The sequence below is a fragment of the Anaeromassilibacillus sp. 1001302B_160321_C8 genome, from assembly GCF_015554745.1.
Lineage (GTDB): Bacteria > Bacillota > Clostridia > Oscillospirales > Acutalibacteraceae > Anaeromassilibacillus > Anaeromassilibacillus stercoravium.
Window position 1 is genome coordinate 24,018 of record NZ_JADNJD010000010.1, and the last position, 15,952, is coordinate 39,969.

Sequence of the window (15,952 nt, forward strand, 5' to 3'; positions counted from 1 at the left end):
TTTCATGACGATTTTAGAGCAAATGGGACAGAAGGCAAAGGAGGCGGCGCGTGCGCTGGCGGTGGCCGGGGCCAAAAAGGACGCGGCCCTTCTGAAGATGGCGGACGCCATTGAAGCGCACGAGGCGGAGATTTTGGCCGCAAACGAAAAGGACCTGCAAGCGGCGCGGGAGAGCGGGATGCGCAAAAGCATGTTGGACCGGTTGGCGCTGACCTCTGCCCGCATTGCCGGGATGGCGCAGGGAGTGCGCGAGGTGGCGGCGCAGGAGGACCCGATCGGGCAGGTGGTGAGCGGGTTTGTCCGTCCCAACGGCCTGCAGATCCAGCGCGTGCGCGTGCCGCTCGGCGTGATCGGCATCATCTACGAGGCGCGCCCCAACGTGACGGCGGACGCGGCAGCGCTCTGCTTGAAGGCGGGCAACGCCGTCATTTTGCGCGGCGGGAAGGAGGCCATCCATTCGAATACCGCGGTGGCCGAGGCGATGCGCCAGGCGGTGGAAGAGGCCGGGCTGCCCGCGGACTGCATCCAGCTGGTGCAGGACACCACGCGCGCATCCTCCATCGAAATGATGGGCCTGACCGATTACCTGGACGTGCTCATCCCGCGCGGCGGCGCAGGGCTGATCCGCTCCGTGGTGGAGAATTCCCATGTCCCCGTGATCCAGACCGGCGTGGGGAATTGCCACGTCTATGTGGACGCCTCCGCGGACATCGATATGGCGGCCAACATCGTCTTTAACGCCAAGACCTCCCGCCCGTCGGTCTGCAATGCGATGGAGACGCTTCTGGTCCATCAGGACATTGCGGAGCAGGCGCTGCCGGCGATCAAAGCGCGCCTGGACGCGAAGCAGGTGGAGCTGCGCGGCTGTGAACGGACGCGCGCGATCCTGGGGGACTGCGTGGTGCCGGCCGAAGAAGAGGACTGGGGCCGCGAATACCTCGACTACATCCTGGCGGTCAAAGTGGTGGATTCCTTTGAGGACGCCCTCGCGCACATTGCGGCGTATTCGTCCGGGCACAGCGAGGCCATCATCACGAACGACTATGCGAATGCGCGCGCGTTTACGGAGCGGGTGGATGCAGCGGCGGTCTATGTCAACGCCTCCACGCGCTTTACCGACGGCGGCGAATTCGGCTGCGGCGCGGAGATCGGCATCTCCACCCAGAAGCTGCACGCCCGCGGGCCCATGGGCGTGCGCGAGCTGACCTCCACGAAGTTCATCATCATGGGGGACGGGCAAATCCGATAAGTATAGAATATAGATAATCATACGGAGAGGATACATGAATAACCAACTCGAAAATCGAAAGAACCGGGCGCGCAAGCACCCAAAGGCGGAAACTGCCCAGGAGAAGAACACGGAGCAGGAAAAAGCGCCCGCCGCGGGAAAGCGGCGCAAGGAGAAGATCGCGGACTTTACCGCGGACTACCGCGATGCGTTTGCCGAGCGGCCGACCGTTTCCTCGACCGAGGACGATGCGACGGAGATCGACGATTTTTATCCGGATGCGGACGAGGACGACGCGCTGTTGACCAAGTGGGCGCTGGAGGAAGAAGAGGCGGAGATCCCCTCCCTGCCGGAGCGCCCTGCCCGCAAAAAGGGGCGCAGGCGCTATGGCGTGGTGGTGGGCTCCCTGGTGCTCCTGCTGGCGCTGGTGGGCGTCGTGTTTATCGCCGGCACCATCGGCAACCGGATCTACACCACGGTGACGGACGATTCCCAGCTGCGCGCGTACGATACCTTCCTCACGCCGGTGGTCATGCAGGACCCGGCCCCATTTGAATCCATCGAAGAGGCAAACGAGGACTTTATCCTGAACGCTTCCCTTTGGAAGACGATCACGGCCAACAACGGGACAAACTACACGGAATACGACGAGGCCGGGCGCGCGCTGGTGCCTCTGGGGGACGTGGTGGACGCCTGCCGCGCGCTCTTTGGGCCGGACTGCCAATTGCAGCCCAAGACCCCGGCGGAGGAGACGTTCTTTGAATACGACTCCGTGCAGAATGAATTCCATGTGGCGCTGTACAGCTCGGACAGCAGCTATACCCCCTATACGGAGAGCGAGCGGAGGAGCGGCGGCAAGGTGTACCTGCGCGTGGGATACGTGTCCCCGAGCGACGAATGGCGTAACCAGACCAGCAGCACGTTGGAGGGGCCCACGCCGACCAAATACATGGAGTATGAGCTGACGCAGGACCCATCCACCCAGGAGTATTATATTTCTGCCATCCGGTCTTTGGAGGAAGAGCAATAAGAAAAGAACCACGGGCAACCATTACCCGTGGTTCTTGATGGTTTTCGCGATACATGTTACAGCGCGATATACAGCAGGGCGAACAGCAGGCCGGGATCGGACTTTTCCTCGCTGAGGATCAGGATCAGCGCGAGGAGCAATGTCCGGTCGCTGTCCCGGAAGAGCATCTGGAAGATGTCCGTCACGGGATTGGCGGGCCGCACGGCTGCTGGCGGGGCGGAAACCGCCGGCTGTGCCTTGGGCGGCTGCGCCTGCCGCTGGTTGGAGGCCGCGGCTTCCCGGCCGGAGGGGGATGCCCCCGGGGAAGCGTGCACGGACTGCTGCGTGTGCTGGGAACGGTCCGCGTGCGCGGCTGTGTTTTGCGGCGCATGCTGCCCTTGTGCGCCGGGCGTTTCCCGCCGTTCGGCGGGGGCATTGCGCGCGGATGGGGCAGTTTGCCGCTGCTGCGCGTGTGTATCGCTGCGGCGGGATTCCGGCTGCCCGCCGGACTGGTATTGCATGGCGCGCGCCTGCATCTCGCGAACGCGGCGGATGGCATCCTGCTGCATCCGGTTCATTTCGCTGTCGCTGACCGCCATCTCACCACCTCCAATGGACGCGGCGCCGTTTCACAGGCAGCGCAAGAAGCGCCCTGTGGGGACGGCCCGCAAGAATCGAGCGCATAAAAAGGGGATTGGCCGCCCGATGGCTCCCTCGCCGGTTGCCCCTTCGGGATGCACGCTTGGCAAACGCTGGACAGACCGACGGGAAACGGACGCCGCGTGGGGCGTCCCATTTCCGTCCGGCGGCTAAGCGGCCGGGGAAGGCGGGGGCCCGCCGGGGCTAAAGGATGCCTTGGCTGCGCAGGAGGGGGAGCATCCGCATGAGCTGCAAGATTTTTGACGCCTGGTCCAGCTTGGTCTGGCGCTCGTTGCTGAGCATGGGCCGCAGCGCATGCAGGAAGCGGGTGCTGTCGTCCTCCTGGTTTAGGCTGGAGAGCAGCGGGGCGAGTTTCATGACGGTTTGGAGCATATCGCCGTCCAGCCCCAGGCCGGAGAGGGGGTTCCCCTGTGCGGATGCCTGTGGGACGCTGGGCGGCGGGGCAGGCGGAGCGCTTTCTGGCTGCGCTTCCGGCGTCTCTCCCTGCGGCGCACCGAACTGGCTAAGAAGGCTCGCTATGGCTGGATTTTGCAGCAGTTCGCTGATTTTTCCGGTTAAGTCGTCCATCGCGTTCCCTCCTTTCTGGATGTGCCGTGCGGCTTGCGCGGGGACCGGGGGTTCAACCCTTGCCGGTCAGTTTTTTCAAAAGCTCCTGTGCCTGCGGCGTGCTCAGCACGCGGCTGGTGGCTTCCTGATCGTTTAGGATCTGGTTCAGCTTTGCTGTGTCAGCAGGGCTGAGGCTTTTCAATAGGTTGTTGAGCATCTTTGCCTGCTCTGCATTCGGCGGATTGACTGCCATCGTTCGACCACTCCTTTTTTGATGACAAGCGGATATTGCTTGATGGGTCATCAATAATATATGTCGGTATAAGATAGTATATGATACAAATCAGAATGCGGTTCGGCCTGTCCGGGCCCGCCATAAGGGAAGGGAAAGAATTTACATGCGAATTTTAGTAGTATCGGACACCCACAGGGACCAGTATGCGCTGGAACAAGCGGTGCTCCGCCAGCCGAAGGCCGAGGTGGTCATCCATCTGGGCGACGGCGCGGATGAAGCAGAAATGGTCAAAGCAAAATTTCCCGAGAAAACCTTTTTGCAGGTGCGCGGCAACTGCGATTGGGGGTGCGATTTGCCGGTCGATGCGGAGATCACCCTGGAAGGGAAGAAAATTTTTTATACACACGGGTATACGCATAATGTAAAATACGGATTGTATAATGTGTGCTGCGCGGCCAGGGAGAAAAAGGCCGACATTGTCCTGTTTGGCCATACGCACCAGGCGCTGACAGAATACGACGATGGATTGTACATCCTGAATCCGGGGAGCTTACACGGCAGCATGGGGACGTATGGGATCATCGACATCACCAAGGCGGGGATTGTGACGAATATCATCCGCCTTTGAGCGGCGCGATGCTTGAAAAAAGAGGCCGCCGGAAGATGCTTTCCCATGCTTGCAGGCACGGGCGGGGCGCGGTTTTGGAGGCCGCCCGCGCAGAGAGAATTCCACGCTGCAAGCCGGTTGACAGCGGGAAAAACACATGGTACTCTATACATGGATACCAATAAATTCCCGCTGGAGCGGGAACCCTAGATAGAGCTTTACAAATTGAAAGGGGATTAAATGATGAGTGAATACGAGAGATGGCTGGCCCAGAAGTTGGATGACCCCGATTTGACGGCGGAGCTTGAGGCAATCCGCGACCAGCCGGAAGAGATCAACGACCGGTTCTATTGCAACCTGGATTTCGGTACAGCGGGCCTGCGCGGCGTGATCGGCGCGGGCACCAACCGCATGAACGTCTATATTGTGCGCAAGGCCACCCAGGGCCTTGCGGATTACCTGAACGCCCATGTGCGCAACGCGAATGTGGCGATCGCCTACGACAGCCGCATCAAGTCCGATGTATTTGCGAAAGAGACGGCGGCAGTTTTGGCGGCAAACGGCATCCACGCGCACATCTATCCGTGGCTTTCCCCGGTGCCGACCCTCTCCTTTGCAACGCGCTATCTGAAGTGCGATGCGGGCGTCTGCGTGACGGCGAGCCACAACCCCGCGAAATACAACGGCTATAAGGTCTACGGCAGCGACGGCTGCCAGATCACCAGCGAGATGGCGAAGGAGGTCTCCGACGCAATCGCCAGGACGGACGTCTTCGAAGGCGTGAAGCGCATGAGCTTTGAAGACGGCGTAAAGGAAGGCCGCATCAGCTATATTAAGGATGAAGTGATCAACGCCTTCTTGCAGGAGGTGCTGAACCAGAGCGTGATCCCGGAGCCCTGCAAGGGCCTGAAGGTGGTCTATACGCCGCTGAACGGTTCCGGCCGCGTCTGTGTGACGCGCATCCTCGACATGATCGGCGTGGACGATGTGACCGTCGTCCCGGAGCAGGAGATGCCGGACGGCCACTTCACAACCTGCCCGTTCCCGAACCCGGAGGTCAAAGAGGCGTTGCAGAAGGGCCTGGAGCTCTCCCAGAAGGTGCAGGCCGACCTGCTGGTCGCGACCGACCCGGACTGCGACCGCTGCGGCATCGCCGTCAACCAGAACGGCGAATATGTATTGATGAGCGGCAATGAAGTCGGCGTTCTGCTGCTCGACTTCATCGCACAGGCGCGCATCAAAAACGGCAAGATGCCCAAGGACCCGGTGGCGGTCACCACCATCGTCAGCACCGACATGGCGGACGCCGTGGCCAAGGAATACGGCATCGAGATGCGCCGCGTGCTGACGGGCTTTAAATACATCGGCGACCAGATCGCTTCCCTGGAAGCGGCCGGCCACCCGGAGCGCTACATCTTTGGCTTTGAGGAGAGCTATGGCTACCTCTCCGGCGGCTATGTGCGCGACAAGGACGCGGTGGACGCGAGCATGCTGATTTGCCAGATGGCGTACTACTACAAGCAGCAGGGCAAGACCCTGGTCGATGCGATGAACGAACTCTATGCAAAGCATGGCTATTACAAGAACGGCCTGTTGAACTTTGCCTTTGAGGGCGAGGACGGCATGAAGACCATGAACCGCATCATGGACACCCTGCGCGCCAATGCGCCGGCGGAAATCGCGGGCTATCAGGTCTCCGGCTGGTCCGATTACGAGGCGAGCAAGCGCTATGACGGCGGCGCGGAAAGCGAAATCTCCCTGCCGAAGTCCAATGTGCTGGAATACCGGCTGGAGAACGGCAGCAAGGTGATTGTCCGTCCGTCCGGCACGGAGCCGAAGATCAAGATTTACCTCTCCGCCAAGGGTGACGGCCAGGCGGCCTCGGAGGAGATCGTCGGGAAGCTGGAAGCGGCGATCAAGCCGTTGCTCGGCATCTGATGCAAATAGCCGGTTAACAGCGGCCCCTTTGGGGAATGCTGAAAAGAGCGATAGACAAAAATGGGGGCGGATGGGAACCATCCGCCCTTCCTGTTTTCAAGGAGGAATATGCCATGTTAAAACGACTGTTGGACTGCAATACCACGGATCTGGAATCCATGAACAAAGACCAAATCCTGAAATCCATCGCCATGAGCGAGGGACGCATATTGGCATGTGAGACGATCGGCGCGGTGCAGCCCATGCTGGGCAACATCACAAACGCGGAGTTCGTCTGCGCCATGGGCGCGGACGTGGTCATCCTGAACATGTTCGATGTGATCGAGCCCCAAATTTGGGGCCTGCCGAAGGTGGAGCCGAAGGACACCATCCGGGAGATCAAGCGCCTGACCGGGCGCCTGATTGCGGTGAACCTTGAGCCCGCCGAGCAATCCTTCTCCGCGGGTTCGGATGAGGACATCTGGAGCCTGACGAACGGCCGCAGGGCGAGCCTGCAAAACGCCAAGACCGCCGTCTCCATGGGCGCGGACATGATTGTCTTGACGGGCAACCCGGGCATCGGCGTCCAGAACAAAGCGATCACGGCTTCGCTCAAGGCGATTGCGCCGGAGCTGGGCGACAAGGTGATCCTGGTGGCTGGCAAGATGCACGCATCAGGCATCCTCTCCGAGGCGGGGCGCGGAATCATTACCCGCGAGGACATTTCCGAATTTGCCGATGCGGGCGCAGATGTGATCCTCCTGCCCGCGCCGGGGACGGTGCCGGGCGTGACGATGGAGTATATCCGCGAGCTGGTCAGCTATGCGCATTCCCTGGGCCTGTTGACCCTCACCGCGGTGGGGACGTCCCAGGAGGGCGCGGACCAGCAGACCATCCGGCAGATCGCCCTCATGTGTAAGATGACCGGCACCGATATGCACCATCTGGGCGACGCGGGCTATATCGGCATGGCGCTGCCGGAGAACATTATGGCCTATTCGTCCGCGATCAAGGGCATCCGCCACACCTACCGCCGCATGGCGCGCTCCATCAACCGGTAACGCCTATCCCCGGCGGCGGAGCCGGAAGAGTGTTTTAGAGCAAAAAAGAAGAAAACCGTTTCCCGCAGGGCCCGCTCCGGCAGATGGAATCCCGGGAGGTATCCCACGGCGGGTCAAGAGGGCCGCCGCTATGCCGCGCGCGTGAATCCGACCACCCGGCCGTCCCGGTAGGAGAGGGTGCCGTGGTCGCCCACCTGTAAATCCGTATAGAGCGCCTGCCCGGCAAACAGGGAACGGGTCACCCCGCCGATGGAAAACAGGATGATATAGTCCGTTTTCGCATCCGAGGAGCGCGCTGTGCTGGTGCGGCCGGAGGGGGAAACGTTTTTTCCGATCACCACGGCCTGTGCGCGTTTGAGGTTCCGGCGGTTGTTATGTACAACCGTCACAAACGAGAGGACGCTGAAAAGGGCGACGGTTCCCCATAAAATGCAAACAAAGATTCCGAATGGATTCATGGCTTCCCCTCCCGAGGACGTCTGGCGTTTTTGCCGCACGTGGCGGCCGTCTGATAGCGATGGAGTTTGTAGGAAAAGGCGGGACAGATTCCGCAGCGGAACGGCAGAGGGACAGTCCCCGCCGGCTGACGGTTGTACGAAACGAAAATAGGCATCGCTGTTTTTTGCCCAAAATTTTCTTTTGCTCATTAACAACGAAAAATTTTGACAAAAAGGGACACATGTGATAAATTCTCACGCCGAAATGTCCATCGCCTCCTATTTTCATTTATATTGAAAAAAGGGCCGCTCCATGTCTAGGCACACAGTGCCTTTCGCGGACACACAGTATCTTTCGCGGACACACAGTGTCTTTCGCGCCTACGGCGAGGACTACGCGGGCAGGCGGCTGGAAATTTTGCTTTCTTGCCCGGACACGCAGTGTCTTTCGCGCCTACGGCGAGGACTACGCGGGCAGGCGGCTGGGAATTTTGCTTTCTTGCCCGGACACGCAGTGTCTTTCGCGCCTACGGCGGGGACTACATGGGCAAGCGGGCAATTTTGAAAGGAAGGAGCTGCCCGTCGTATGGCCGGATAGGCCGCTTTTCAGTGATTGCATGGAAGCGCGATCGCCTTTCTCTGTTAGGCCGCGCAATGGTTCGAAAGGAACAGCGCTCCCGAGCGGAAAGACCGTCCGAGAGCGCTGTCCAGATGTGCTTATGTGCGATACAATTCTTGTAGCCTGTACTTGGATTGCGGGGCGGGAGTTCCAAAAGGCCGACGGAAAGGCGGGCGGCCTTTGCGAGAAAGCCGCAGCTTTTCCTCATGAATCATTTAAAATGGGGATGGCCTATTTTTACTGATTCCAGGAATAATAATAGATGGCATTGTCCTGCAAATCGACCATGCCCACGACGATGTTTTGAAACAAGGGGATATCTTGGTCAAAATGCGCATGGTTCAGCACGGCCCCAGGCTGTTTATGCCACGAGGAAAGAATGCAGTAGAATCCCTGCCGGTTCCCACTCTCACGGAAGAGGTCCCTCGCCAGTTCTTTGCCGGGGAGCGAACCAATGGCCTGCACTCGTTGCCGCAAGGAGTGCGCAACGTCCTCTGGCAGCGGGAGGGGCGACCAGCGCGCCATAGCGCCCTGGGAGAGGAAAGCGTCCCGTTCGCTGGGCGGGAGCGAAAAAGCATAAAGCCGGTATCCGTCGCCCATAGCGCCATAGGTATCTTCTTCGAACAGGACCTCCGTGTGCTCCGGCAAGGCCAGGCCAAAGCTGTCCGAGAAGAAGGAGTAGGGGTTCTCTTCCGGCCGGGTTGTTAGGAAGATGGCTGTTGCTGCAACGATCAACAGAACGAACCCCAAAAGAATTTTAGGATGCGAAAAGCATCCGGTTTTGTTGGGCTCCATAGGTGTAACTCCATCATGATTTTTGCCTTTGCAGATCGAATCATAGCGCCCCTAAAAAAAGAAAGCTTCTTATGAGTTCCTTTCCCAGTTATTCGAAAGAATGACTTTTCCTTTAAGCATCATAACGCTCCAGTGCGGACTGATACCATGCGGCATACTGCTCTTCACCCTGGGCACTCAGATGTTCAGGGAGGACGAGTTCGCCGTCTTCAGGGACAGCAAAGCTGGCGCACCAGGGATGCGTTTCAGAAAATGCCCCGCTCCATGGCCGGCCAACGTCCGCTGCGTGATTTCCTGGACAAATGAAAAGAATGTATTCCCGCCCTTGTATAATGGGCTGGTGTCCAAAATAGGAGACAACGGACGGGTTTCCATGAAGATCCTCTTGGATAAAGTAGCCTTCTATAAAGGGGATGGTGTCCCCCGCTTTTAAGTCCCCTTTGAAGGACTCCGTGATGGTGAGGGTGGAGTGCGTAAATCCCGTTGTCGATCCGTACTCCGGATCATCCTCAATGGGCAGGTAATTTTTCGCATCCGATAGAACGCCTTTTACAATATAGGGAGACCGCTCTACAAGGCTCGCAAAGGTTTCTGGTTCGTTTACGATAAAACCTTCGATCGAATGAAACGGCAAGCTTTGGATATCCATCTCCTCAGCATGTACGCTGGGAATCATCACCATTGCTGTCAGTAGGACGGCCATACACAGGGAGATAAAGAGCTTTTTCATCATGTTGATTCCCCTCCTATTCATAGATCGCCTGCAACGACTCAACATCGTGGTCGAGAATGACGTAAGCGGCCGTAGCTGTAGTTGGCTGCATGACGGCTGTTTCCGTACAAGGCGGATGTTTTAGACCAAGCGCATGACCAAATTCGTGGATGACCGTCTGTGCTTGGACGGCGGAGCTGAAGTCCAAAAGGCCCACAGAATTTAAGGTGACTTTTGCGCTGGCGATTTCGTCGCCCCAGTCCCCGATATAGCCGTCGGTTTGTCCACTGCCGTTGCTTTCCGAGAAGAAGGAGTAGGGGGTCTCTTCCGGCCGGGTTGTTAGGAAGATGGCTGTTGCCGCAACGATCAACAGAATAAACCCCAAAAGAATTTTAGGATGCGAAAAGTATCCGGTTTTGTTGAGCTTCATAGGCAAATCCATCCCAGTAAAATTTTGACGAGGCGAAACTTGCACCCCACAAAGGGACCGCGCTTTTCCGTCCAAATCCTTTATGTGTAGATCGCCGAGCTTTTCGATCAAAAGCGTAAAAGCGTAGAAAGCGGGATGCGTTTATCCAGCAATTGCTGCGGTCAAGGCAATGGGTGTCATATGATCTTGGTATTTGTTCGCCAGTTCTTCGGGCGAGAGTTGCGCTTGCTCCAGATTTCGGTAGTCCTCCCAGAATATTTGGTTATAATCCATATGTGGGAAGGTTATCGTGATTTCTTCCAGTCCCGGCCCTTTTGCAACCGGATATTCCAGAATTACGTCTGCGCAGTAATGTGGCGGGACCACGTTTAAGGATAGATCCGGAGGATTGCTTTTTTGCGTTAGCCCGGTTCCGGTTTGCAGTTGAGCGTGTGAGAAAGCAAAGCTGTAACCAAAGGGTTGATCGGTGGAATTTTGAATGGTGATGGTGGCCGTTAAGCTGTAGTATTGGTCTGCATCTAAAATTTGGCCGTTCCACATAAAATAATAAGCGTCATCCTGCATCACAGGAGCTTTATGGAGGGGTCCCTTCATAGGGAGCAGTTCGGCAACCATTTGATAGGTGATCCCATCGATCGTTACAGATGCTGTTTCATTGTTATTGGCGGCGGGAGCCTGTTCTAAATGGTTCAGGAAGAGGAGAGGGTCAAACTCTGCCACGTCTGACGTCCTTTCATTGCTTGGCCCATTGGAGTTACAGGAGGCTAAGAAGATGAAAAAGGATAGGGATAGTAAGAAAACACAAAACTTTTTCAAGGCGGCCACCCTCCTTTCAGGTTCATTTTTTTCTATATATTAACAACGATCAAGAAAACAAAATGAGGACAAAAACTTTTTATATTACGAAAATGTAATTATTTATAACAAATATAAGATGTTACAATCTATGAGAAAGGACCCATCCCATGTCTGAAACACCTCTTTACACGGCCCTAATGGAGCACCGCGCCCTGCACCGCGCGGCCTTCCATACGCCTGGCCACAAAAACAACCCCGCAGCCCTTCCGGACGACCTCTTATCCCTCGATTTTACCGAGCTGCCGGACACCGACAGCCTCTTTGAAGCCGAAGGCCCCATCCTGCGCGCGGAGCAGGCCGCCGCGCGGCTTTTTGGCACAAAGCGGACGTTCTTCTCCGCGGGCGGGTGCTCGCTGTGTATCCAGGCGATGCTGCGCCTGGCCGCGCCGAACGGGGGGAAGATCCTGTGCGGCCGCGTGGTACACCGCTCCGCGGTGAATGCCATGGCGCTGTTGGGCTTGGAACCCGTCTGGGCGCTTCCGGAGGACCTCGTGGACGCGGTGGCACTGCACCCCGATGTGCGGGCGGCCTATGTGACCAGCCCGAATTATTACGGGGAGTTGGCGGACATCCCCGCGCTTGCCGCGGCGTGCCGGGAGCAGGGAATCCCCCTGCTCGTGGACAATGCCCACGGCGCGCACCTCTTCTTCACGGAGCCCGTCCTGCATCCGATTGCGCTGGGGGCCTCCATGACCGCCTGTTCTGCGCACAAGACGCTCAATGTCATGACCGGCGGCGCATGGTTGAACATCGCGGACGAGCGGTTTGTCCGGGACGCCAAGGGCGCGATGGCGCTGTTTGGTTCCACGAGCCCGTCCTACCCGGTCATGGCCTCGCTAGATTGGTGCCGGGCTTGGCTGGAGGACAACGGGCGGCTGGAATTTTCCCGCCTACAGGCGCGTGTGCGCGAGCTGAAGAAACTGGCGGAGCGCGTGGGGCTGCACGTCCCCGGCATGGGCTGGTGGGAGGACCCGCGCCGGTGGGACCCGACGCGCATCACCTTGGACGTCACCCCGGCGGAGCTGACCGGGCAGGCGGCGGCGGAGCTGCTGCGGTACGCCGGGTGTGAACCGGAATATGCGGACAGCCAATTTGTCGTGCTGATTGCGACGCCGTTTAACACGGAGCGCGACTTTGAGCGCTTGGAAAAGGGCATTCGCCTGTTGGCGGACCGCGAAGCGCGCGCGGCGGTCCCGCTGCCCCGGAGCCTTGGAAACCGCCACACGCCCCATACGGATGGCATGCCCCCCTTGCCGCCCGCACGGATCCCGCTGCGGGACGCCGTGCTCGCCCCCGCTGAGGCGGTCCCGTTGGAAAAATGCGTTGGGCGGATCGCGGCGGACCCCGCGTGCCCCTGCCCGCCCGGCGTACCGGTTGTGATGCCGGGGGAGGAAATTACAAAAGACGCCGTGGACTTTTTGCGCGCCTATGGCTTTTCCTCGCTAAAAGTGTTAAAATACAAATAATGTTTCTTCCACAGGTTCTGAAAGGGAATCCATTCCTAGCCGCTTTGCTGGCGCTGCTCCCGGGCAGATGCCCGCAGGGGGAAGGGGCCTTTCGCGGAGACGGGGAAGAGACGGTCCTGTGGGTTTCGCAGGGGCGAATGCTGCGCCGTTTGGCAAATGGATGCGGCTGGCGCGCCCGTGTATCGAACCAAGTGAATATGGTGCAAACATTGTCATACATAAATGGCCGCCTTTTGCGGCCGACCGAACGGAGGGAGTTTCGATGAAGCTGGTACTTGCAATCGTGAGCAAAGATGATAGCAGCATGGTTTCTTCTGCGCTGACGCAGGAGGGATTCCCCGTCACCAAATTGGCGACTACGGGCGGTTTCCTGATGGCCGGCAATACGACGTTTATCTCCGGCGTGGAGGACGGCCAGGTCGATCAGGTCATCGACATCATCCGCAAACAGAGCAGCCGCCGCACCCAGATTGTCCCCAGCGCATCCACCATGGACGGAGGTATGTATACATCCGTGCCGATCGAGGTCACCGTGGGCGGTGCGACGATCTTTGTGCTGGATGTGGACCGTTTCGAAAAAGTATGAATTTCGAAGGGATTCGCTGTAGCGAGACGGTCAAGCAGAGCCTTTCCCTCGCGTTTCAAGAAGCCCGCCTGCCGCATGCGATCCTCTTAGAAGGCCCGGCAGGTTCAGGGAAATCCGAACTGGCGCGGTGGATTGCAAAGGCGGCGGTCTGCACGGGCGAGGGGGAGCGGCCCTGCGGCCGTTGCCCGGGCTGTATCAAGGCGGCGGCAGGCGCGCACCCGGACATCACCATCGTGGGCGGCGGCACGGCGGCGCGCTCCTTCCATGTGGATACCATCCGGCAGATCCGGGCGGATGCCTACATCAAGCCGAATGAAGCGCCGCTGCGCGTCTTTTTATTGGAGGGCGCGGAGACGATGTCCGAACAGGCGCAGAATGCGCTTTTGAAGGTGTTTGAAGAGCCGCCGGACCGGGTGCTGTTTCTCCTGACCGTGACTTCGGCGGTGAAACTGCTTCCGACGGTCCGCTCGCGGGCGCAGCTCTTCACCCTGGAAGGGGAAGAGCAGGCGGACCCCGCCGATCTGGAGCTTGCTGCGGCCATCTGCCAGGCAATTCCAGCCCCGGGGGAAGCCAAGCTTTTGGAGCTGACCGCACCACTTATCAAGGACAAGGAGCGGTTCCGCCGGATCTTAAAGCAGCTGGTCCTGCTGTTCCGGGATGCGTGCGTCCTGCGGGCAGGCGGGGCGTCCTGCCTGTCGCACCAGCCGGAGGCGGCCGGGGAACTGGCGCACACCTTGACGCGGGATCAATTGATGCGCCTTTTGGAATACGCGCAAAGCGCGCAGAAAGCACAGGACCAAAATGCCAACGCTGCGTTGTTGGTAACGACCTTTTGCGCCCGGATGCGGGCCGCGTCCCACGGGCGGCATGCATAAAAGTTGCACGATCGAATTCGGAAAAGAAAGCCATCGGTTTTGCGGTGGTTGGGAGGTAATCTATGGCCGAGGTAATTGGCGTTCGATTTAAAAATATGGGCAAGGTATATTACTTTGACCCGGAAGAATATGAGCTGAAAATCGGGGACAACGTGATTGTGGAAACCGCGCGCGGCGTGGAATGCGGCGAGGTTGCCATGGAGCGCAAGGAAATCGCGGAGGAGGACATCGTCCAGCCGCTGAAAAAGCTCATCCGCATCGCAACCCCGGACGACTTGAAAAAGGTCGCGGAAAATGCGATCAAAGAGAAGACCGCGTTCGATATCTGCGTGAAAAAGATCGCGGCGCATAAATTGGAAATGAAGCTGGTGAACGTGGAATACACGTTTGACAACAGCAAGATCTTGTTTTACTTCACAGCGGACGGCCGTGTGGACTTCCGCGAGCTGGTCAAGGACCTGGCGTCCGTGTTCCGCACGCGCATTGAGCTGCGGCAGATCGGCGTGCGTGACGAGGCAAAGATGCTGGGCGGCCTGGGCATCTGCGGCAGGCCGTTCTGCTGCTCGTCGTTCCTGAGCGGGTTCCAGCCGGTCTCCATCAAGATGGCAAAGGAACAGGGGCTATCCCTGAACCCCGTCAAAATTTCCGGCACCTGCGGGCGGCTGATGTGCTGCCTGAAGTATGAGCAGGAGGCGTATGCCGACCTGCTGCGCCGCACCCCGGCGGTCAATTCCATTGTGATGACCCCGGCGGGCAAGGGCGTGGTGGTGGATCAGAACATCATCACCGGAAATTTGCAGGTGCGCCTGGATTCTGCGCCGGAGGCCGCGCCGCAGACCTTCCATGTGAAGCAGGTGAAGCTGCTGCGCGGGAAGGGCGCTGCGGAAAAGAAGGAGACGGACGCGGAGCAGGAGGAAACCGAGGAAGCGCTTGCGCTGGGAGCGGTCCTCGACCCGGTGGAAGAAAAGCCGGAGAAGCCGGAGCGCAAGGAGCGCCCGGTGGAGAAGCGGCCTCAGCGGGAGGCAAATTCGGGCGGGCGCCGTGAACAGCCGCCGAAGGAGCGCGAGAAGCGCCCGCCGCAGCAGGGCGGCAAGGGGTCGGAACGCCGGGAGCGTCCCCCGAAGCGGGAAGGACGCCCGCCGCGCGGCCAAGGCGAACACGCAAAGCAGGCCGGGGAGGGACGGCCCCCGCGCCAGGAGCGCAGCGGGAATGAACGGTCCGGCGGTGCGCCCAGAGGCGCAGGCCGGGCGGAACGCGCCCCCCGCAACAACCAGCAGCGGGAACACCGGGCGGCCGAGAGCCCGAAGGTCCCAGCAGCGGAGCATGCTCCAAGTGCGCAGGCCGGTGCGGTGCAACCGCCGGAAACATCCGAATAAAACGATGGGCGGCTTTATGCATTTGCAAAGCCGCCCTGATTTTTATAGGTTTGGAGCGGATGGGGAACGTCTATTTTGTGGCGTTTCAGGCGCAAAACGGCCCGCCGGACGGGGCGGAAAAACGCAATCCGCCGTTTTTCCCAAGGCCCGGTGCTTCCGGGACGGGATTCGCCGGAAAATAGCAGCACCCCTCTGCTGATCCAATGAAAATTTTCCCAGACATCCAAGAAACTGTTGCTTTTTTGGTATTCTGTGATAAAATAAGCTTGTAAAACTTAATGGAGGTGTTACCTTTGGCATACGCAATTAGTGATGAATGCATTTCCTGCGGCGCATGTGCAGCAGGCTGCCCTGTTAACGCAATCTCCGAGGGAGATGGCAAGTTCGTGATCGATCCCGACACCTGCACCGAGTGCGGCGCATGTGCAGAAGTTTGCCCGGTTGGCGCTCCTGCTCAGGCATAATTCATTCGTCGGAAAGCTGAAAGGCGAAGCGTCTGTGCGCTTCGCCTTTTTTGCGTCTGTCCGGAAGGGTT

At 59.0% G+C, this 15,952-nt stretch carries 17 protein-coding genes and 1 pseudogene; 10 read left to right on the top strand and 8 right to left on the bottom strand.

Translation table 11 applies throughout. From position 1 onward, the window contains the following. Positions 1 to 4 precede the first annotated feature (4 nt). Positions 5 to 1,249 carry a glutamate-5-semialdehyde dehydrogenase gene (locus I2E77_RS08230; protein WP_195451009.1) on the top strand — a complete coding sequence of 415 codons (1,245 nt, stop codon included), beginning with the start codon at positions 5 to 7 and terminating at the stop codon, positions 1,247 to 1,249. Between the two features lie 34 nt (positions 1,250 to 1,283). Beyond that, positions 1,284 to 2,258 carry a hypothetical protein gene (locus tag I2E77_RS08235; protein WP_087234361.1) on the top strand — a complete coding sequence of 325 codons (975 nt, stop codon included), beginning with the start codon at positions 1,284 to 1,286 and terminating at the stop codon, positions 2,256 to 2,258. Positions 2,259 to 2,314: 56 nt separating this feature from the next. Here the strand turns inward: I2E77_RS08235 and I2E77_RS08240 are convergent, their stop codons facing one another. The 3 genes from I2E77_RS08240 to I2E77_RS08250 all read right to left on the bottom strand — a co-directional run bounded on the left by I2E77_RS08240 (position 2,315) and on the right by I2E77_RS08250 (position 3,696). Next, entirely contained in the window at positions 2,315 to 2,758 is a 444-nt protein-coding gene (locus I2E77_RS08240) for a hypothetical protein (protein WP_195451042.1), read from the bottom strand. Between the two features lie 322 nt (positions 2,759 to 3,080). Beyond that, entirely contained in the window at positions 3,081 to 3,464 is a 384-nt protein-coding gene (locus I2E77_RS08245) for a hypothetical protein (protein ID WP_087234364.1), read from the bottom strand. A 52-nt stretch (positions 3,465 to 3,516) separates the two neighbouring features. Next, positions 3,517 to 3,696 carry a hypothetical protein gene (locus I2E77_RS08250; RefSeq protein WP_087234366.1) on the bottom strand — a complete coding sequence of 60 codons (180 nt, stop codon included), beginning with the start codon at positions 3,694 to 3,696 and terminating at the stop codon, positions 3,517 to 3,519. Positions 3,697 to 3,841: 145 nt separating this feature from the next. Here I2E77_RS08250 and I2E77_RS08255 point away from each other — a divergent pair, with 145 nt between their 5' ends. From I2E77_RS08255 to I2E77_RS08265, 3 genes are all read left to right on the top strand, one after another. Then, complete coding sequence (locus I2E77_RS08255) at positions 3,842 to 4,306, top strand: metallophosphoesterase family protein (RefSeq protein ID WP_195451010.1); 465 nt, start codon at positions 3,842 to 3,844, stop codon at positions 4,304 to 4,306. Positions 4,307 to 4,528: 222 nt separating this feature from the next. Further along, on the top strand, positions 4,529 to 6,223 hold the full coding sequence (locus tag I2E77_RS08260; protein WP_191441490.1) for a phospho-sugar mutase: 1,695 nt from the start codon (positions 4,529 to 4,531) through the stop codon (positions 6,221 to 6,223). A gap of 113 nt (positions 6,224 to 6,336) precedes the next feature. Beyond that, positions 6,337 to 7,263, top strand: a complete 927-nt coding sequence (locus I2E77_RS08265) for a DUF7916 family protein (protein ID WP_191448908.1) — start codon at positions 6,337 to 6,339, stop codon at positions 7,261 to 7,263. Between the two features lie 128 nt (positions 7,264 to 7,391). Here I2E77_RS08265 and I2E77_RS08270 read toward each other — a convergent pair whose 3' ends face one another. The 5 genes from I2E77_RS08270 to I2E77_RS08290 all read right to left on the bottom strand — a co-directional run bounded on the left by I2E77_RS08270 (position 7,392) and on the right by I2E77_RS08290 (position 11,072). Further along, positions 7,392 to 7,721, bottom strand: coding sequence for a DUF2500 family protein (locus tag I2E77_RS08270; protein WP_191521362.1), 330 nt, complete (start codon positions 7,719 to 7,721; stop codon positions 7,392 to 7,394). An 835-nt stretch (positions 7,722 to 8,556) separates the two neighbouring features. Next, positions 8,557 to 9,114, bottom strand: a complete 558-nt coding sequence (locus I2E77_RS08275; protein WP_195451011.1) for a hypothetical protein — start codon at positions 9,112 to 9,114, stop codon at positions 8,557 to 8,559. Positions 9,115 to 9,226: 112 nt separating this feature from the next. After that, positions 9,227 to 9,847 carry a hypothetical protein gene (locus I2E77_RS08280; protein ID WP_087234379.1) on the bottom strand — a complete coding sequence of 207 codons (621 nt, stop codon included), beginning with the start codon at positions 9,845 to 9,847 and terminating at the stop codon, positions 9,227 to 9,229. Between the two features lie 13 nt (positions 9,848 to 9,860). Further along, positions 9,861 to 10,256: a matrixin family metalloprotease gene (locus tag I2E77_RS08285; RefSeq protein ID WP_195451012.1), complete on the bottom strand. Its 396-nt coding sequence runs from the start codon at positions 10,254 to 10,256 to the stop codon at positions 9,861 to 9,863. 141 nt (positions 10,257 to 10,397) lie between these two features. Then, positions 10,398 to 11,072: a hypothetical protein gene (locus tag I2E77_RS08290; protein ID WP_195451013.1), complete on the bottom strand. Its 675-nt coding sequence runs from the start codon at positions 11,070 to 11,072 to the stop codon at positions 10,398 to 10,400. Between the two features lie 149 nt (positions 11,073 to 11,221). Between I2E77_RS08290 and I2E77_RS08295 the strand changes: the two genes are divergently transcribed. The 5 genes and pseudogenes from I2E77_RS08295 to I2E77_RS08315 all read left to right on the top strand — a co-directional run bounded on the left by I2E77_RS08295 (position 11,222) and on the right by I2E77_RS08315 (position 15,881). Continuing rightward, positions 11,222 to 12,580, top strand: coding sequence for an aminotransferase class I/II-fold pyridoxal phosphate-dependent enzyme (locus I2E77_RS08295; protein WP_195451014.1), 1,359 nt, complete (start codon positions 11,222 to 11,224; stop codon positions 12,578 to 12,580). Positions 12,581 to 12,842: 262 nt separating this feature from the next. After that, positions 12,843 to 13,166 (top strand): cyclic-di-AMP receptor, encoded by a 324-nt coding sequence (locus I2E77_RS08300; protein ID WP_087234392.1) that lies wholly within the window; start codon positions 12,843 to 12,845, stop codon positions 13,164 to 13,166. Continuing rightward, positions 13,163 to 14,041, top strand: coding sequence for a DNA polymerase III subunit (locus I2E77_RS08305; protein WP_195451015.1), 879 nt, complete (start codon positions 13,163 to 13,165; stop codon positions 14,039 to 14,041). Before I2E77_RS08300 ends, I2E77_RS08305 begins: the two co-directional genes overlap by 4 nt. A 62-nt stretch (positions 14,042 to 14,103) precedes the next feature. Further along, positions 14,104 to 14,952: pseudogene (locus I2E77_RS14175) on the top strand (PSP1 domain-containing protein); the annotation flags it as partial. Positions 14,953 to 15,710: 758 nt separating this feature from the next. Next, complete coding sequence (locus I2E77_RS08315; RefSeq protein ID WP_054324474.1) at positions 15,711 to 15,881, top strand: DUF362 domain-containing protein; 171 nt, start codon at positions 15,711 to 15,713, stop codon at positions 15,879 to 15,881. The last annotated feature ends 71 nt before the right edge of the window (positions 15,882 to 15,952 follow it).